The organism is Gemmobacter lutimaris (genome assembly GCF_003570715.1).
Taxonomy (GTDB): Bacteria; Pseudomonadota; Alphaproteobacteria; order Rhodobacterales; family Rhodobacteraceae; genus Gemmobacter; species Gemmobacter lutimaris.
On sequence record NZ_QXXQ01000003.1, the window covers coordinates 274,463 to 291,395 of the forward strand.

The window sequence follows — 16,933 nt, forward strand, 5'->3', positions numbered from 1 at the left end:
CATGGCACAGATCGCGCTGCTTGACGGCGGCATGGGGCAGGAACTGGTGGCGCGGTCGGGCGACGATCCGACGCCGCTGTGGGCGACGCGGGTGATGCTGGATCATCCGGGACTGGTGCGGGCCATCCACGACGATTACTTCGCCGCAGGGGCCACCATCGCCACCACCAATACCTATGCCATTCATCACGACCGGCTGGAACGCTTCGGGCTGGATGGGCAATTCGCCGCGCTGCACATGGCGGCGCTGGAGGCGGCAGAGGCCGCCCGCGCCGCGCATGGATCGGGGCGCATCGCCGGGTCCATCGGCCCGCTGGTCGCCACCTACCGCGACGATGTGGTCCTGCCGGTGGACGAGGCCGCGCCGAAAGTGGCCGAGGTCGCGCGCCTTCTGGCCCCGAAGGTGGATTTCATCCTTCTGGAGACACTCTCCACCGTCGCGCAGGCCGAAGGCGCGCTGAAAGGGGCGGTGCAGGCGGGCAAGCCGGTGTGGCTGTCGGTCTCGGTCCATGACCGGCAGGGCGATCGCCTGCGCTCGGGCGAGCCGCTGACCGATCTGGCGCCGTTGGTGGCGCAGTATCGCCCTGCCGCCGTTCTGGCGAATTGTTCCGTCCCCGAGGCGATGGGCGATGCGCTTTCCGTGCTGGGCAGCTTCGGCCCGCCGTTCGGAGCCTATGCAAATGGGTTCACCCACATTTCGGACGGGTTTCTGGAAGACGCGCCGACCGTGGCCGAACTGACCCATCGCCACGATTTGACGCCGCAAAAATATGCGGATTTTGCAATGGGATGGGTTGCGCAGGGCGCCAGCATCGTCGGGGGCTGCTGCGATGTCGGCCCGGCGCATATCGCGGAACTGGCCCGTCGCCTGCGGGCCGAGGGTCACGAGATCGTCTGATGCCGCCCTATGAATACAATCCGCCCGATGTGCCGCTGTCGATCCTGCATCACGACAGCGCCATTCTGATCGTGGACAAACCTGCCGGTCTGCTGTCGGTGCCGGGAAAAGACCCCGGCAAGGAAGATTGCCTGATCGAACGCCTGCGGGGGGCCTTCCCCGAGGTGCTGCTGGTGCACCGGCTGGATTGCGATACGTCTGGGGTGATGGTCTTTGCGCTGAACAAGGCGGCGCAGGGCAATCTGGGCCAGCAGTTTGAAAAGCGGCAGACGAAGAAAGTCTACATGGCGCGGCTCTGGGGTCATCTGAAACCGAAAGAGGGCACGGTGGACCTGCCGCTCTGTGTGGACTGGCCCAACCGCCCGCGGCAGCATGTGAACCACGAACAGGGCAAGCCCGCAATCACGGACTGGCGGGTGCAGCGCCATGACGGCAAGACGACGCGCGTGCGGCTGATGCCGCAGACCGGGCGCAGCCACCAGTTGCGGGTGCATATGCTGGAGCTTGGCCACCCCATTCTGGGCGACCCGATCTATGCCACAGGCGAGGCGCTGGATTATCCGCGCATGATGCTGCACGCCGAAAGTCTGCGTCTCCGTCACCCGGAAACCGGCAAAAGTCAGACCTTCAGCGCCCCGGTGCCGTTCTAGCGCCTGATCCTCAGCGCCAACAGCAACCCGGCAAGGAAAGCGCCACCCATGGTGACCATGGGGGCCTTGCCAAGGGCCTCGGCCCCGGTGCCCAGCAGCGCGGCCATTTCGGCCTGGCGCGCGGCCAGTTCAGCCTCAACCTTGCGGTGGCGATGCCGCTTACCGCCCAGCGTTACCGTAAGTGCGGCAATCAGCGCAAGGATCAGGAACCCTCCCGCCATTATCAGCGAGGCCACGACCGGCCCTTGCCAGCGATCCAGCGCGACCCATGCGGCGGCGGTCAGAAACCCGAGCGCGATCAGCGCCAGCAATGCGGCCACCAACATCAGCAGCGCCCGGCGCAGGGCCTGTCCTGCCTGCGCCGCCGCATTGGCAGAAGCAGCCCCGGCCGCCAGCCGCAACAGGCCAAGCATCAGCGCCGGCCCAGCAGCAGGCCAAGGAACAGCCCCGCCAGCGCTGCGATGCCCGCAGCCTTCAGGGGATGGGCGCGGATTTCATCTTCCAGATCGGCGAGGCCCTGTTCGGCCTGCGCCTTGGCTGCGCGGCCCTGATCGGCGAGCTTCGCCGCCGTAGCCTCGCCCTTGGCGCGCAGTTTTTCGGCCTCTTCCTTCACCGTCTCGCCGACAGCGGCCCCTTGTGCGGCCCCGAAATCGGCGAGCGTCTGTGCGATACGCGCCAGATCGGCGCGCAGATCTGCGATCTGGCCTTCCAGACGTGCACCTTCGGACCCGGCGAGCGCATCCTCGGCGGCGCTGGCGGCCTCGTTCACGGCATTGGCGGCGGCTTGAGCGGTGTTGCGGGCCATGGAATCTTCCTCTTCTCCTGAAATTTCATGTCGTCGATGCCGCAACCTTGCGGCTGCGCGGTCGCGGTTTTGCCCGTGCGGTCTCTGGCAGGATGCGGGCTTCTACCTTGGAAACGCTTCCAAGCATCGCCGGTTCCATCGCGGTGGCCACGAAATCGGCGCCGATTTCCTCGGCCTCGGCCAGTTTCTCGGGGTCGGCCTTGCCGATCAGGCGCCATCCGGCATCGGGCGGCAAGCCTTCGGGCATCTGCCACAGCACCACCCCCACCCGCAGGCCGGGATGCGCCCGTTTCAGCCTGCGCACATGCAGAAGCGAAGCGCGCGAGGGAGACGGATCAAGAAAGCACAGTGCAACGCAATCCTGCGCGCCGGGGTCCAGCGCCTTCAGGCGCGAGGGCGACAGATCGGTATGCGGGTGATGCGCGGCCTCGGCTCCCTCCGCGGCCAAAGCCTGCGCCAGCATCGCGGCAGAGACGTCATCAAGTGCCGATCGGCCACCAATGCACAGGATACGGCGCCCCTCGGCCAGAAGCGGTTCGGCATCGCTCTCGGCGCGCGCCTCATCCAGCTCCTCTTCGATGACCACCTGAAGATCCCCGATCATGGTCATCGCCACGCGGGCCAGTCGTGCTTCCTGTTCGCCCGACAGCACCCCGCGCGACCAGTCCGCCTGCGCCATCATCAGCGCAGGGAGCCCGACATCACGGTAGTAATCGGAGAGCCAGTCATGCTCCAGCGCCTCTTCGGCGCGGAAGGTAGCCTCGATCGCGTCCCCCGCCAGCCAGCGTTGGTAAAGCCGGGCATGGGGGGCCAGAACGGGCTCGTCTCCGAACAGGATGTCGAACAGCTCGAACTGTGGGATATGACGACCCAGCACGACAAGGCACACGGTCAGCGGCGTTGACAGCACAAGGCCAAGCGGCCCCCAGATCCATGTCCAGAAGATCGCGCTGACAATGATGGCCAGTGGCGAAACACCTGTCCGCGAGCCGTAAAGCCATGGCTCGATCACATTCGAGGTAATCAGTTCCACTGCAATGAACAGCGCCGCGGTCCACAGCAGTGCAGACCATTCGGGGCTGACCGCGAAAGCCAGAAACAGCGGGAAGGCCGCCGACAGGACCGAACCGATATAGGGCACGAAGCGCAGAACCAGCGTCAGCAACCCCCAAAGCAGCGCATTGGGCACCCCGATCAGCCACAGCCCGATCCCGATGGGCAGGGCGTAAATGATGTTCACAAGCAACTGGATCAGCAGATAGCTGGCGACGCGCGATCCGGCATCCTCCAGCACCTGCGTTGTGCGGTGCAGATCGTTCGAGCCGATCAGCCGAATGAATCGGTCGCGCAATTCCTCGCGTTCCAGCAGCATGAAGACCACGACCACGATGACAAGGCCGGTGGTGGCGATGGGGCTGACCAACGGCAGCACCAGATCCTGCAACATGGCGACCGGGCTTTGCGGCTCAACCACCTGAACCTTGAGAGGGGTTGGGTCGGCGGCTTCCGCGCCCTCGTCACCCGGCAGGGCGGTGCTGATCTCGTCATTGATCGCGGTAACCATGCCGGTCACCCGTGCGATGATGCCGTGCCGGTCGCCCTGTTCCTGCAATCCTTCCAGTTTTGTGATGATATTGGCCTGAAATTCCGGCAAGTTGCGGGCCAGTGTCGAAAGCTGCCCCGCCACCACCAGTGAAAACGCCCCGATGAGGGTGAAGGCCAGAAACACCACCACCAGAACCGAGGCGGTCAGCGGAACCCCTCGCCGCCGGATGCGATTGACCAGCGGCGACAGCGCGAAGGTTAACAGCATGGCAATGGCCAGCGGCAGAAATACCGCCTGCCCGACATAAAGCACTGCCGCGACAGCGGTGATCGTGGCAAGGCCCGGCAGGGTGATGCGCCGTGCCTGCGGCACCTCCTCCGCATCTGTCCGGGGCGTGGCTGCGGCAAGGCGCAGCGCGGAATTCGGCATGGGGCACCTGACGGGTAGCGGACTACCGGATACAACGCCAAGGCTGGCGCTGCGGTTCCCGTTCGTCAAGCTCTGTCAGAGCGTCAGCGCCACCTTGCGCCCTTCGTGGAAGGCATAGGCCGCCAGTCGTGGCGCGGCACAATCGCCAATCCGGTGCAGGCGTTTCCCCGGCAGCGTTTCGGGGAAGGGATCGAAGGCGATATTGGTCGTCGCCATCACGAGCGCCGAGGTGGGCAGAGTGACTTCGGCCCCGGTCAGCAAGCTGCGGATCGTCGCGCCATTGCCGTGCCAGCGGGCAATGACGTGTTCGGTATGGAATTCTGCCCCCGCTCGTGCCAGCCGGGCTCGCGCCGGACCATCGGCGGAGGTGCGGGTGACCTCTTTCCCGACATAGGCATCGGGGGTGACAAGGATTACCTTCTTCCCCTGTTCCGCCAGCGCCAGCGCCGTACCGACCCCGCGCCAGTTGCCCCCCTCGTCATACAGCATCACCGTATCGCCCAGCCGCGCCTCGCGCCGCATCACCTCTTCCGGCGACCAGACGTGCCCCGCCTCCAGCCCTGGCAATTGTGGCTCGGCCGGAAGCCAGCGCTGCCGGGCCTCGGGATCGGGCAGCGAGCCGGTGGCAAGGATCACCTCGGTCGCCGGATGGGTGGCAAGGTCATCCTCGTCCAGATAGGTGTTCAGCCGCAGGCGCACGTCCAGCCGGTCGAACTGGCGTTCATACCACTCCATCAGGTCAAGGATCTGCGCACGTCGTGGCTGCATCCCTGCCAGCCGGAACTGCCCGCCGATCTGGCCCGAGGCCTCCACAATCTCGACCCGGTGGCCGCGTTCCGCTGCCGCCCGCGCGGCCTCCAGTCCCGCCGGGCCGGCGCCCACCACCAGCACGTCGCGCGGCACCTCGGCCGGGGTGAAGCGGTCGCCACCCCATTCGAATTCGCGCCCCGCGGAAGGATTGATGAGACAGGAAATCCAGTAGTCCCGCGACCGCCGCCCCCAGCACATCTGGTTGCAGGAAATGCAGCCCCGCACATCGCCCGCCCGCCCCTCGGCCGTCTTGCGCGCCAGATGCGGGTCGGCGATCTGCCCGCGCACAATGGACACAAGATCTGCCTGCCCCGAGGCGATGACCGATTCCGCATTATCGGGTGTGCGGATATGCGCCTCCGACGTGATTTTGGCATGTTTCATCACCGATTTAAGTTGTTCGGTGACCGGCGCGGTCATCTTGTCAGCGAAGAAGAAAGTCGGGATCAGCCGTTCAAAATCCAGATAGCCGCCATGGCCGACGGTGACGTAATCGACATGGCCGGTCGCATCATGCAGCGCCAAGATTTCGCACAGCGATTCATTCGACAGCGTGACGCTGTGGGCATCGGAACTCGACACCGCAAGCCCGATGATGAAATCCTCGCCACAGGCGCGGCGGATGTTCTCGATCACCAACCGCGACAGGCGGGTGCGGTTTTCAAGGCTGCCGCCCCATTTGTCATCACGGGTATTGGACCATGGCGTCCAGAACTGATCCAGCAGCGAGTGATAGGCAGCCCAGACCTCCACCCCCTGAAAGCCCGCCTTCTGACAGCGGATCGCGGCGGCGGTATGGGCCGCGATGATCTCTTCGATCTCGGCCTCTGTCATGCGGTGCGAGCCGTCGCTGTCGTGATAGCTCGGCCCGCCCGAGGGTGACCAGTGCGGCGCAAAGCTCAGGTCGGAATCGCCATGCGCCCCGACATGGTAAAGCTGTTGCAGGATCACCGATCCAGCCGCCTTCACATCTTCGGTAATCCGCTGGAACGGCTTGATAACCTCGTCCGAGCCATGCAGGAAATTGCCGCGCGTCAGCACCCCGGTCCGATGCAGCGGCACCGGCTCGCACACGATCATCGCGGCGCCCCCAAGCGCGCGTTCCAGCAGATAGCCATGCGTGCGTGCGCCGGGCAGGCCCATCTCGGCCATGTTGTTGGTATGGGCACCAAAGACGATGCGATTGCGCAGGGTCTGCCCCCGCAGGGTCAGCGGCGACATCAGGCGGGGGTGCTGGGTCATGGCGTGGCTCCTTGGCTGGGGTCAGCCTAGCCGCAGCCTTTGCCGCCTGCGTCTGCCGGGGGCGACATCGGAAGGGCGCAAATGCGACCTCAGGGCCGCAGGGCTGCCATTCCGCCGGTTTCCAGCGCCTGTGTCAGCAAGCCGACCGCCTCGGCCAGCCGTTCATCGACGACATGCAGATATTCGTGCCAGTCGTGCACGCCCTCCAACTCCTTGTCGCCGTCGGAAATCCCGCGCAACGCGATCAGCGGCACGTCAAAGCCCTGACAGGCCCGCAGCGCCGCCCAGGTTTCCATGTCCACCATATCCTCGGGGATGGTCTGATAGGCGGCGCCAGAAACCACATTGGCGCCTGTCGACAGGCTCGCCTCCGGCACGCCGGGAATGCGCAGGGGCAGAGGCAGCGTGGCTGGCAGGCCCGACAGCGGGGTGATGCCCTTCGGAAACCCTAGCGCCGAGGCGTCGATGTCGCGCCAGCTGACACTGGTGGCCTGATACACGCCCGTCTTGTGCAACCGCGCCGATCCGGCGGAACCGAGCGAGACCACCAGATCGGGCAGCGTGCCCTGTGCCAGAAACACCCCCAGCGCGCGGGTCAGCGTCACCCCCGCCTCCACCGGGCCGATACCGCAGAGCAGCGGGCGGAACAGCGCCGCCAGATGCGGGCCATATTCCGCCTCGGCCGCCATCACGAACAGCACGTTGAGACCGGCAATGCGGGTCAGCTCGACAGTCTGGCCAGAGGGGCCGGGCAGGGGATGGATCATGGCAGGAACTTTCTGAAACGGCCCCCGGAAGGTGGCCGTTTCAACGCGCGCGGTCAATCAGTCGGCGTCGCTGTCCCAGCCGGAGATTGCCTTGACCTCAAGGAATTCCTCGATCCCCCAGTGACCGCCCTCGCGCGCGCGCCCTGACGCCTTTACCCCGCCGAAGGGTGAACCGGCGCCGCGCGACTTGCCGTTCATCTCGACCATGCCCGACCGCAGCCGCCGCGCGAGACGGTTGCGTCGCGCGCCATCGCCGCTTTGCACATAATTGGTCAGGCCATAGGGCGTGTCATTGGCGATGCGCACCGCATCCTCTTCGGTGTCGAAGGGGATGATGCTCAGCACCGGACCAAAGATTTCCTCGCGCTCGATGGTCATGCCGGGGGTGACATCGGCAAAGACGGTGGGCTTGACGTAGAAGCCGCGGTTCAGATGCTCGGGCCGGCCAAGACCCCCCGCCACCAGCCGCGCGCCTTCCTCAATGCCCTTCTGGATATAGCCCTGAATCTGCTCCCACTGACGCTTGTTCACCACCGGGCCGATGTGGCGGCCTTCGGCCGAAGCCGGGCCGACCTCGATCGAGGCCGCGACTTCCGCAGCCTTTTCCACCGTCCGGTCATAGACCGAGCGTTCCACCAGCATGCGCGAGGGCGCGTTGCAGGACTGGCCCGAGTTGTTCATCATGTGCCGCACGCCGCGTTCCACCGCCTTTTCATCGGCATCGGCGAAGATCAGATTGGCGCCCTTGCCACCCAGTTCCAGCGTCACACGCTTCAGCGTCTCGGCCGCGGCCTTGCTGATGGCGCGGCCCGCACGGGTAGAGCCGGTGAAAGAAATCATCTCGACATCCGGGTGTTCCGACAGGCGGGTGCCCACACCCATGCCATCGCCGTTCACCAGATTGAACACGCCCGCAGGCAGCCCCGCATCATGGCAGAATTCGGCGAACAGCATCGAGGACAGCGGCGCCTCTTCCGAGGGTTTCAGCACGCAGGTGCAGCCCGCCAGCAGCGCCGGAATGACCTTGAGCGTGACCTGATTCATCGGCCAGTTCCACGGCGTGATCAGGCCGACGACGCCAATCGGTTCCAGCGCAATCCGGTCGTTCGGCGCATGCGGTCCCAGCGGGCGCACCCATTCGATTTCGTCGAAGGCCGTCAGGAAGTTCGACAGGTGCCACGGCAGGCAGGGTGCCTGGCTTTCGCGTGCCAGCTTGATCGGCGCACCCATTTCCATGCTGATCGCCTGCGCCATTTCCTCGGCGCGCTTTTCGTATTCGGCAAGGATCTTCGCCACATAGGCGCGGCGTTCTGCCGGGGGAGTGACCGACCAGCTTTCAAAGGCAGTTTTCGCAGCAGCCACCGCGCGGTCGCAATCGGCCGCCGTGCCCAGCGAGATCACCGCACAGGGCTCTTCGGTGGAAGGGTCGATGACCGCACAGTCATTGGGGGCCAGCGGGGCGACCCAGCCGCCATCGATATAGAAGTCGCGTTTCTCGATCATGGTATCCTCCGGGTGGTCGCCGCGATCATAGGCCGGGCGCGCGGATCAGCAAGGAAAATTTGATCAAATTTCCCCATGCGGTTCAGCCCAGTTTATCAGCCAGCAAGACGGGTGAAAGCCCCGGCGCGACAAATCCTGTCGCTCGCAGGGTTTTGCACCGGGCTGCGCGGGCTGATAGGAAGGGCCATGTTCGGATTCCTGTCACGCACGCGCAGCATCACCAGCCTCGGCCTCACGCCGCCCGCCCCGTTGCCCGGTCGGCAGGGGCTTGCGCTGGTGCTGATCGTGCGTAACGAAGCGCGCCACATCGGCGAATGGGCGCGCTTTCACCAGCGCGCGGGCGTGGCGCATATCCATGTCTACGACAATGGCTCCACCGACGGCACGCTGGCGGCTCTGGAACAGGCGGTCGGCGATCTGGCCAGCATCATCCCCTGGGACCAGAAGCTGCGCGACACCCGCCGCGGGCTGGAGATCCACAATCAGGTGCTGGCCTATGCCCATGCCGTCCGCAATTTCGGTGGCCGCTATCGGTGGATGAGCTTCATCGACGTCGATGAATTTCTCGTCCCGAAACAGGCCGCCTCGCTGCCCGAGGCGCTGGCGCATCTGGAAGGCTGCGCCAATATCAGCCTGCCCTGGCACATGTTTGGCCGCTCTGGCCATGTTGAACCGCCGGAGGGCGGCGTTCTGCCCAATTACACCCGCCGCAACCCCGACCCGATGAGCGAGGCCAAAGGCCTGCGTAACTTCAAGATGATTGTTGATCCCTGCGCGGTGACGGCGCTGAAGGTGCATGAGATCGAAACCGGCGGCGGTATCACCTGCAACGACCGGGGCGAGGCCTTCACCAACCGCAGCCGCACCGACCGCAGTTTTTATTCCGCCGATCACATCCAGCTTAACCACTACTACACCCGATCCGACAGCGAGTTGCGCGCCAAGATCGCGCGCGGTCCCAACCTGACCACCCCCGACGCCGATCATCTGCGCCGCGTCATGCGCAAGGTCGCCGCCATCGAGGCTGACGAGGTGCAAGATACCGCCGCCGCAGATTTCCTTGCCCGCAGCGGCGGCCCGCTCTGAACGGCGGAACAATATGATCGCTGCCGCCGCCCTGCCTGAACGGGGCAGGGCAGGCGCGCACGCTGCCGGATTGATGTTCCGAAACCCTGCCGGATCGGCAACCGGCAGTCCTTTTTGCCGCAGATGCGGAAAAGGGGGTGTATCGGCGGGGCGAATCTCCTATCTCACATTCAGCAATTGTCATGTGAGGAAACCATGTCCGTCCGCATCAACGACACCGCCCCCGATTTCACCGCTGAAAGCACGGCCGGAACGATCAGGTTCCACGACTGGCTGGGCGACAGCTATGGTATCATCTTCAGCCATCCGCGCGATTTCACGCCGGTCTGCACCACCGAATTTGGCGCCGTGGCGCAGCTTTCGGGCGAGTTTGCCAAGCGCAACACCAAGGTCATCGGTGTTTCGGTGGATTCGGTCGAGGAACACCAGAAATGGAAGCGCGACATCGAGGCTTTCGCCGGCTCGCCCGCCGATTTCCCGATCATCGACGACACCTCGCTGACCGTCGCCAAGGCCTATGACATGCTGCCGGCCGATTATTACCTGCCGACCGAAGGTCGCACCCCGGCAAACACCGCCACCGTGCGCACCGTCTATATCGTGGGGCCGGACAAGAAGGTCCGCCTGACGATGTCTTACCCGATGTCGGTTGGCCGCAACTTCGCGGAAATCCTGCGCGCCCTCGACGCCGTGCAGGCCACCGATGGCGTGCCGGTCGCCACCCCGGCCAACTGGGTGCCCGGTCAGGATGTCATCGTCGCGCTGAGCCTCAACGATGCGCAGGCGAAAGAGAAATTCGGCGAGATCGACATCAAGCTGCCCTATCTGCGCTTCGCCAAACCGCAGAACTGAGCCTGAAAAAGCCCCGCAGTGGTATTGCGCTGCGGGGCTTGCCCTTGCTTCTTGCCTAAATACTCGAAAGGCGTCCGCCATCCGTGCCAGTTCAGGCCGAGGCGCCCAGATCCAGCCAGCCGCAGCGCCGGGCCAGATCTTCGGCGGCGATCTCCGTTCCTACTGCCATACCGGCCCTGAAGCCGGCAGAGCGTCGCGCCCGCCACAGGTCGCGCCGCAGATGCAGGCCTGACCGGCTGATCTTGGTGATCGGTGTCACCAATGGCAGCCGAGCCGACCATTTCCGCTGCATCGCGCGGTAGCAGTCCACATAATCCGGCCCCAGCGCCTCGTGATAGCGATCATTGTGGATGCAGGGCAGGCCGACGGCCCATGCACCCAGCCCGCGTTCCCGCGCTTGCGTCACGATGTCGGTGCCATACATGTGCCAGCCCGGCAGGGATTCGTCGAAGCGCAGGCCCGAGGCGCGGTTCAGCACGATCACCATTTCATCGAAGCTTTGCACCGGCACAGGGGCCATGGGCACGCGCCCCACGATCATGCCCAGCGAGGACGACCAGACCGGCCCGATATGCGCCCCGTCCAATCCGACGCCGAAGGCCCCGATCAAGCCCCAGTTCGGATCGGCCGTCGCCACCTCAGCAATGCGGGTGGCCAGCAGACGCTCCCAGCCCGCGGGGAAATAGACGTCCTGATGGGCAAGGATGACCACGGATGCTGTGGTCGCATCCAGCGCACGGTTATAGGCCTGCGCGGCTGAAGCGGCATTCCATTCCTCGTGCAGCGCCACGCCTGCGCCCAGCAGGGGCGAGCGGGCCAGATTGGCCCCAAGGATCTCCGGCGATGAACAGGCCGCCGCGACAACAAGGCGTTCAGCCATTGGTCACGCCCCGGATCAGCAGGGCCAGCCGTCCGGCCTCGGTATCCACATTATGCCGTGCAAAAACGCGGTAACGCGCAGCCACCCCCATCGAAGCGAGGCGCTCGGGTGGGGTTTCCGCCAATGTGCCGATGGCAGAGACCAGTGCCCCCACATCCCCCGCGGGCACCAGCCAGCCGGTATCGGGCGTCACCAGTTCCGGCAGGCCCGCGATGGCGGTGGCGATGACAGGGCGTCCGGCCGCCATCGCCTCCATCGCCACGACCGGCAGCCCCTCGGCGAAGGAGGGCAGGATCAATGCCTGCGCCGCCGCCAGTTCCTCGCGGACCTGCGCGCCGGTCTTCCAGCCGCTGAGAGTGACATGGCGGCGCAACGTCAGGCTTTCGATCCGCGCTTCGATCTCGCCGCGCAATTCGCCGTCTCCCACGAGTGTCAGATGCAGCCCCGGATGTTGCCGCGCCGCCTGCGCCACCGCCTCGATAAGCAGGGGAAAGCCCTTCTGTTCAAAGAAGCGCCCGATAGCCACCAGCCGCAGCTTGGGCGGGATCGGGGCCGGGGCGGGGAAATGCCTGGTTTCGATGCCGCAATGCACGACCTTGATCTTGGGCCAGTGCTCCAGTGCGGCCCAGCGGCACAACTGGCTGCGCCCGAACGAGGACACCGCCACAGCAAATTCTGCGCCCGCCACCTTTTCGCCCAGCGACAGGGCCACGGGGGCATCGAATTCCTCTGGGCCGTGGGTCGTGAAAGACCAGCGCGGCCCGCCAAGGAGCCGGCACAGATGGGCAACAGTGGCGGGGTTCGTGCCGAAATGGGCGTGCAGATGCGCGATCCCCAGATCCTTGCAGCGCCCGGCCAGAAAGGCTGCCTCGATCAGATAGACCAGATGTTTGTTCCGGGTGCAGGCGCGCGCGCCCATGCGCAGCGCGGCCGAGACTGCCTGCGCCGCGCGGAAGGGATGGCGCAGCATCCAGCCCAAAGCCGCAGCAAGAAGCGAAAGCTTGCCCCGTTCCAGCACATGCTCGGTGCGCAGATCCTCGGCCTTGTCGTCCGGGTCGTTCAGCATGGCGCGATCAGATCGCATGGCGAAGCGGTGCACGGTGAAGCCCAGCCGCTCCAGCGCCTGAATCTCGCGTCGGATGAAAGTGTGCGAGGCACGGGGATAGGTGTTCACAAGGTAGGCGATTTTCACGGGTGCGGCCGGGGTCTGCAAAGGGTGTGTCCAGATTTCCTACCCTATTGGCATAAGCTTGTGGCCGAAGAATGGCGCGATTGACCGGATCGAGGCCCCCGCCTAGGGTCGCGCCATGACCGAAGCGGCCCGATCCAGCCTGTTCGCCCGCGTGATGCGTGGATCGGCCCTGACTGCGGGGTCTTATGCGATTACGCAGGCGCTGCGGCTTGCTTCCAACCTCATCCTGACACGCTTGCTGTTCCCCGAGGCGTTCGGGCTGATGGCGCTGGTTTCCGTGTTTCTGGTCGGTCTGGCGATGTTTTCCGATGTTGGAATCGGCCCCGCCATTTCGCGCAGTCCGCGCGGGGATGACCCGGCCTTTCTGGACACGGCATGGAGCCTTCAGGTCGGGCGCGGCCTGATCCTGTGGCTGGCGACCTGTGCGCTGGCATGGCCTGCCGCCCGGTTCTACGAAGCCCCCGATCTTGCGGCTTTGCTGCCCGCGGCCGGGCTGACGCTGCTGATCGCCGGTTTCAACCCGACGCGGATCGAGACGGCAAACCGCCATCTGCTGATTGGTCGGCTGACAGCTTTGGATCTGACGGCGCAGAGTGTCGGCATCGTGGCCATGGTGGTTCTGGCACTGATCTGGCCATCGGTCTGGGCGCTGGTGCTGGGGGCGATGGTTGGCTCGGTCGCCAAGCTGGCGCTGACGCATTTCCTGCTGCCCGGCCCTCGCAACCACCTGCGATGGGAGCCGGAGGCGGGGCGGGAGCTGATCCATTTCGGCAAGTGGATCTTCCTCTCCACAGCCTGCGGCTTTCTTTTGTCGCAAGGCGACAAGGCCATCCTCGGGGCCTTTCTCAGGCTGGACGAATTGGGCGTCTACAACATCGGCTATTTCCTCGCCTCCTTTCCGGTTCTGCTGGCCGGGGCTGTCACCTCGCGCATCCTGATCCCGATCTACCGAGACCAGCATCCCGCAGCCGCGCCCCAGAACTTTGCCCGCCTGAGGCGTCTGCGATTCGGGCTGACGGGCGGCATCCTGACGCTGTTGGCGGTGATGGCCTTTGCCGGACAGCCGTTGGTGCATGTGCTGTATGACGCGCGATATGCACAGGCCGGGATCATTGTCGTGATGATCGCCTGCGCCCAGATGCCGCTGGTCGTGGGGATGACCTATGATCAATCCGCGCTCGCGGCGGGCGATGCCCGCAGCTATTTCTGGGTGATGGCCGCCCGCGCGGCTGCGCAAAGCGGGGCCTTCCTCGCCGGTGCCGCGTATTGGGGATTGGGCGGCGCGCTGGCCGGACAGGCGCTGGCCTATCTGGCGATGCATCCTTTGCTGGTCTGGCTGGCGCGGCGTCACCGGGCCTGGGATGCGCTGCACGATGTGGTGTTCTTCAGCCTTGCCGCAGCTTTGGCGCTTGCCGCGCTCTGGGCCAATCACGCCGAGATTTTTTGGATCTGACTGCCTTGCCGTCAAACTGCTGAAGTCATGCCCTGTTTTGGCCGCAATTCGCCAACACGGTGAATGCAGGTCGCAGGATGCGGTCGGGCAGTAGTGAGGATGGCGCCATGTTGATCGGAATGCTCCTTTGCGGTGTGCTGGCCGGGTTTGGCGGTGTGCTCTGGGGTCTGATCGCGGCAGAATCCGTTATTCTGGCCATCGTGCTGTATCCGTTGGCAGGAATCGCGGGCATATTGGCGTTCGTCTGTCTTGCCATGCTGCGTTCTACCCCGTCCCGTCATCCGGCGGTTTCGGCAGGCTATCCTGTGGGGCAATCGAGCCCGGTCCATACGCAAAGCGCACATACCGCCTGAATCCTTTCTGGAAACAGTTCCGCAATGCCGCAAACACGCCACCGTCCGGTTTGGGCAGGCGTCTCTTTTGCGTTTGCGGTGAGTGACGTAGGGGCAGGCGTGCGAATCACCTGAAGCCTTCCTACCGGCCAATCTGAAACGATATCTCCCCAGGGTTGTGTTTTCTGATTTGTGGCATCATTGGGGCGGCAATGCGGCAAAATTTCCCCCTCAAAACTCAATTAACAGAACCCTAATTTCAGCGATTGCAGTCGCCAATCGGGGGCTGTCCCCGGTAAAATGCAAATTGGGGGCGTTACTTCTGAGTGCTTGCGATGTTCTGCGAAACACATGGGTCTTGCCGTATTGCGCGGGCCGCCATTCTGGCGGTCTGACCAGGTTTCGTCTGGAGTGTCAGAGCTTTGTTGACGGGTGACGAACAATGACTATTGGACTGCCTCGCCTTCAGGCGGCTGCCACAGGTGCACTGGATGGCCGGATCGTCTTGCCGCCGGCCACGATTGCCGCGTCACGGCGCGGCATTTATCGGCGTGTGCTGAAACGCACCATTGATGTGGGCGCTGTGCTGCTGGCTGCTCCGATCATCGTGCCGCTGGTGGCGGCGCTGGCCGTGGTTGTCACCCGCGACGGCGGGCATGCTTTCTATTCACAACAACGTGTCGGTCATCAGGGGCGGGCCTTCCGCATGTGGAAGCTGCGCTCCATGGTCAGCGATGCGGATGCACGGATGAGCCAGTATCTCGCTGCCAATCCCGACGCGCGGATCGAATGGGACGAGACGCAAAAGCTCAAGAACGATCCGCGCGTCACGCCGCTGGGCCGGTTTCTGCGCAAAAGCTCGCTCGATGAACTGCCGCAACTCTGGAATGTGCTGATTGGCGACATGAGCCTTGTCGGTCCGCGTCCGATGATGCTGAACCAGCAGGCGCTGTATCCGGGCACGGCCTATTATGCGCTGCGTCCGGGGATCACCGGGCTTTGGCAGACGGCGGGTCGTAATCGCACCACCTTTGAGGCGCGTGCCGAGTTCGATGCGCAATATGAACGGGATCTGTCGCTGGTGAACGACGCGAAGATCATGCTGCGCACCGTGGGTGTGGTGATGAACGGCACTGGCTACTGATCACTGACCGCCCTGAAGGATCGAAAAAACCCCGCATCGGACCGATGCGGGGTTTTCCTGTCAGGGGGCTTAGCTGCTGCGAAGCTGGTAGCGGCGCAATCTGTGCCACATGCGGGTGATCCAGGGGTCGGATGCGGCGGGATGCAGGTTCAGCACGGGCAGGGTGATGACCGGGCGGATGTCCAGCTCGCGCTCCATCTGCCGTGCAGAACGCAGGACGGGGTTCAGCAGGTCCATCAGAAACGCCAGTGCGATGCCGAGGATCACACTGGAGACGGCACCGGCCAGCGCGATCTTGCGCCCGCCACCGCCCGTTGCATAGGCGGGCGCGATGGCACGTTCCAGTAGCGAGAAATGCTCGGCGTGGTTTTCCTCTTCCAGCCGCAGCGCGGTATCCGCCTCGGCCTTTCGGGCCGAAATCAGGTCATACTGGCTTTGCAATTGCTGCAACTGACGCGCATAGGCCGAAAGCTGGCGCTCTACCTCGGGCGCCTGTGCCGCCTGCTGTTCCAGTGCCGCGCGCTGGGCCTGCAAGGCAACCTGCTGGCTTTGCAGCACACCTTCCTGCACCTTCAGCTCGTCAATGCGGCGTCGGTCGGTCTCGCGCAGCCGATCCTTGCCTTCCAGCGCGCTGCGTTCGCCCTGAACCGCCAGAAGATCCTGCGTCAGGCGACGCAGATCGCTGTCCAGTGCCGCGCGGTCGGTTGTGGCGACGGTGCCCGCCTGCGCGGCCGGATTGGCATTCTTGAAACTGGCGATTTCCGCCTCCAGTGCCACGATCTCCTGTGACACGCGCGCTTCCTCAGCCTGGAAAAAGCGCACCGTATCCATGGCGCGGTTCGTTTGTCGTGCGACAGACATGTCCAGCACACTTTGCGCCAGATCGTTGGCCACCCGCGCCGCCTTTTCTGGATCGTCCAGCCGCGTCGTGATCATCAGTGCCGAAACCGTGGTTGGCGCACCGAAGTTCTGCTGTGCGGCCGAGGCGATGCTTTGGAAGGTGATCGAGGCGCGCAGCGCCGAAATCTGCTTGTCCAGTGGCAGGCCGGCTGCATCGCCGCCGAACAGGTTGTGGCGTTCGATCATCGCGGCAAGGTTTTCGCGTGTGGTCAGCCGCTGTTCGATCACTTGCAGGACGCGGGCCGACTGTGCGCCGGCATTCTGTTCCTGCCCGTCGATTACCGGGCTTTCCACCTGAATCACTGCGCCGGTTTCATAGGTCTTGGGCCGGGTAACACCCACCATGAACGAAACGATGGCGCCGAACAGCACCACGGCAGCAATCAGCAAGCGGCGACGGCGCAGCAGGCTCAGGAATTCCTCGACGCTCTGGATCGGTCCCAT

At 64.7% G+C, this 16,933-nt stretch carries 16 protein-coding genes; 7 read left to right on the top strand and 9 right to left on the bottom strand.

Annotated features, from left to right (window positions below):
* The first annotated feature begins 1 nt into the window (after position 1).
* Together D2N39_RS07880 and D2N39_RS07885 are read left to right on the top strand one after the other, a co-directional pair.
* Complete coding sequence (locus D2N39_RS07880; RefSeq protein WP_119134218.1) at positions 2 to 898, top strand: homocysteine S-methyltransferase family protein; 897 nt, start codon at positions 2 to 4, stop codon at positions 896 to 898.
* The gene (locus tag D2N39_RS07885; RefSeq protein ID WP_119134219.1) at positions 898 to 1,548 is read left to right on the top strand and encodes an RluA family pseudouridine synthase; all 651 of its coding nucleotides are present in this window, start codon (positions 898 to 900) and stop codon (positions 1,546 to 1,548) included. The genes D2N39_RS07880 and D2N39_RS07885 overlap by 1 nt, the downstream gene beginning before the upstream one ends.
* Here the strand turns inward: D2N39_RS07885 and D2N39_RS07890 are convergent.
* From D2N39_RS07890 to D2N39_RS07915, 6 genes are all read right to left on the bottom strand, one after another.
* Positions 1,545 to 1,961 (bottom strand): hypothetical protein, encoded by a 417-nt coding sequence (locus tag D2N39_RS07890; RefSeq protein WP_119134220.1) that lies wholly within the window; start codon positions 1,959 to 1,961, stop codon positions 1,545 to 1,547. The genes D2N39_RS07885 and D2N39_RS07890 overlap by 4 nt on opposite strands.
* Positions 1,961 to 2,353 carry a glycine zipper domain-containing protein gene (locus tag D2N39_RS07895; RefSeq protein WP_119134221.1) on the bottom strand — a complete coding sequence of 131 codons (393 nt, stop codon included), beginning with the start codon at positions 2,351 to 2,353 and terminating at the stop codon, positions 1,961 to 1,963. The genes D2N39_RS07890 and D2N39_RS07895 overlap by 1 nt, the downstream gene beginning before the upstream one ends.
* A gap of 25 nt (positions 2,354 to 2,378) precedes the next feature.
* A complete protein-coding gene (locus D2N39_RS07900) occupies positions 2,379 to 4,328 on the bottom strand; it encodes an AI-2E family transporter (RefSeq protein ID WP_119134222.1) in 1,950 nt (649 codons plus the stop codon).
* Between the two features lie 75 nt (positions 4,329 to 4,403).
* The gene (locus D2N39_RS07905; protein ID WP_119134223.1) at positions 4,404 to 6,380 is read right to left on the bottom strand and encodes an oxidoreductase; all 1,977 of its coding nucleotides are present in this window, start codon (positions 6,378 to 6,380) and stop codon (positions 4,404 to 4,406) included.
* Between the two features lie 89 nt (positions 6,381 to 6,469).
* On the bottom strand, positions 6,470 to 7,147 hold the full coding sequence (locus tag D2N39_RS07910; protein ID WP_119134224.1) for a 5'-methylthioadenosine/S-adenosylhomocysteine nucleosidase: 678 nt from the start codon (positions 7,145 to 7,147) through the stop codon (positions 6,470 to 6,472).
* 57 nt (positions 7,148 to 7,204) lie between these two features.
* Positions 7,205 to 8,650 carry an aldehyde dehydrogenase family protein gene (locus tag D2N39_RS07915; protein ID WP_119134225.1) on the bottom strand — a complete coding sequence of 482 codons (1,446 nt, stop codon included), beginning with the start codon at positions 8,648 to 8,650 and terminating at the stop codon, positions 7,205 to 7,207.
* Between the two features lie 186 nt (positions 8,651 to 8,836).
* Between D2N39_RS07915 and D2N39_RS07920 the strand changes: the two genes are divergently transcribed.
* Both D2N39_RS07920 and D2N39_RS07925 read left to right on the top strand, forming a co-directional pair.
* The gene (locus tag D2N39_RS07920; protein WP_119134226.1) at positions 8,837 to 9,736 is read left to right on the top strand and encodes a glycosyltransferase family 92 protein; all 900 of its coding nucleotides are present in this window, start codon (positions 8,837 to 8,839) and stop codon (positions 9,734 to 9,736) included.
* A 195-nt stretch (positions 9,737 to 9,931) separates the two neighbouring features.
* The gene (locus D2N39_RS07925) at positions 9,932 to 10,588 is read left to right on the top strand and encodes a peroxiredoxin (protein WP_119134227.1); all 657 of its coding nucleotides are present in this window, start codon (positions 9,932 to 9,934) and stop codon (positions 10,586 to 10,588) included.
* A gap of 91 nt (positions 10,589 to 10,679) precedes the next feature.
* On the opposite strand, the gene D2N39_RS07930 is transcribed toward D2N39_RS07925, so the two are convergent.
* Positions 10,680 to 11,468, bottom strand: coding sequence for a glycosyltransferase family protein (locus tag D2N39_RS07930; RefSeq protein ID WP_119134228.1), 789 nt, complete (start codon positions 11,466 to 11,468; stop codon positions 10,680 to 10,682).
* Positions 11,461 to 12,660 carry a glycosyltransferase gene (locus tag D2N39_RS07935; protein ID WP_119134229.1) on the bottom strand — a complete coding sequence of 400 codons (1,200 nt, stop codon included), beginning with the start codon at positions 12,658 to 12,660 and terminating at the stop codon, positions 11,461 to 11,463. Before D2N39_RS07935 ends, D2N39_RS07930 begins: the two co-directional genes overlap by 8 nt.
* A 115-nt stretch (positions 12,661 to 12,775) precedes the next feature.
* On the opposite strand from D2N39_RS07935, the gene D2N39_RS07940 reads away from it, so the two are divergent.
* The 3 genes from D2N39_RS07940 to D2N39_RS07950 all read left to right on the top strand — a co-directional run bounded on the left by D2N39_RS07940 (position 12,776) and on the right by D2N39_RS07950 (position 15,589).
* Complete coding sequence (locus tag D2N39_RS07940) at positions 12,776 to 14,113, top strand: oligosaccharide flippase family protein (protein WP_119134230.1); 1,338 nt, start codon at positions 12,776 to 12,778, stop codon at positions 14,111 to 14,113.
* A gap of 107 nt (positions 14,114 to 14,220) precedes the next feature.
* Entirely contained in the window at positions 14,221 to 14,466 is a 246-nt protein-coding gene (locus tag D2N39_RS07945) for a hypothetical protein (RefSeq protein ID WP_119134231.1), read from the top strand.
* 421 nt (positions 14,467 to 14,887) lie between these two features.
* Complete coding sequence (locus D2N39_RS07950; protein WP_119134232.1) at positions 14,888 to 15,589, top strand: sugar transferase; 702 nt, start codon at positions 14,888 to 14,890, stop codon at positions 15,587 to 15,589.
* A 69-nt stretch (positions 15,590 to 15,658) separates the two neighbouring features.
* Here D2N39_RS07950 and D2N39_RS07955 read toward each other — a convergent pair whose 3' ends face one another.
* Positions 15,659 to 16,933 (bottom strand): Wzz/FepE/Etk N-terminal domain-containing protein, encoded by a 1,275-nt coding sequence (locus tag D2N39_RS07955; protein ID WP_119134233.1) that lies wholly within the window; start codon positions 16,931 to 16,933, stop codon positions 15,659 to 15,661.

Bases quoted from the DNA above. Each gene is read 5' to 3' on its own strand.
- D2N39_RS07880 (WP_119134218.1), top strand. From the start codon at position 2: ATGGCACAGATCGCGCTGCTTGACGGCGGCATGGGGCAGGAACTGGTG.
- D2N39_RS07885 (WP_119134219.1), top strand. From the start codon at position 898: ATGCCGCCCTATGAATACAATCCGCCCGATGTGCCGCTGTCGATCCTG.
- D2N39_RS07890 (WP_119134220.1), bottom strand. From the start codon at position 1,961: ATGCTTGGCCTGTTGCGGCTGGCGGCCGGGGCTGCTTCTGCCAATGCG.
- D2N39_RS07895 (WP_119134221.1), bottom strand. From the start codon at position 2,353: ATGGCCCGCAACACCGCTCAAGCCGCCGCCAATGCCGTGAACGAGGCC.
- D2N39_RS07900 (WP_119134222.1), bottom strand. From the start codon at position 4,328: ATGCCGAATTCCGCGCTGCGCCTTGCCGCAGCCACGCCCCGGACAGAT.
- D2N39_RS07905 (WP_119134223.1), bottom strand. From the start codon at position 6,380: ATGACCCAGCACCCCCGCCTGATGTCGCCGCTGACCCTGCGGGGGCAG.
- D2N39_RS07910 (WP_119134224.1), bottom strand. From the start codon at position 7,147: ATGATCCATCCCCTGCCCGGCCCCTCTGGCCAGACTGTCGAGCTGACC.
- D2N39_RS07915 (WP_119134225.1), bottom strand. From the start codon at position 8,650: ATGATCGAGAAACGCGACTTCTATATCGATGGCGGCTGGGTCGCCCCG.
- D2N39_RS07920 (WP_119134226.1), top strand. From the start codon at position 8,837: ATGTTCGGATTCCTGTCACGCACGCGCAGCATCACCAGCCTCGGCCTC.
- D2N39_RS07925 (WP_119134227.1), top strand. From the start codon at position 9,932: ATGTCCGTCCGCATCAACGACACCGCCCCCGATTTCACCGCTGAAAGC.
- D2N39_RS07930 (WP_119134228.1), bottom strand. From the start codon at position 11,468: ATGGCTGAACGCCTTGTTGTCGCGGCGGCCTGTTCATCGCCGGAGATC.
- D2N39_RS07940 (WP_119134230.1), top strand. From the start codon at position 12,776: ATGACCGAAGCGGCCCGATCCAGCCTGTTCGCCCGCGTGATGCGTGGA.
- D2N39_RS07945 (WP_119134231.1), top strand. From the start codon at position 14,221: ATGTTGATCGGAATGCTCCTTTGCGGTGTGCTGGCCGGGTTTGGCGGT.
- D2N39_RS07950 (WP_119134232.1), top strand. From the start codon at position 14,888: ATGACTATTGGACTGCCTCGCCTTCAGGCGGCTGCCACAGGTGCACTG.
- D2N39_RS07955 (WP_119134233.1), bottom strand. From the start codon at position 16,933: ATGGGACCGATCCAGAGCGTCGAGGAATTCCTGAGCCTGCTGCGCCGT.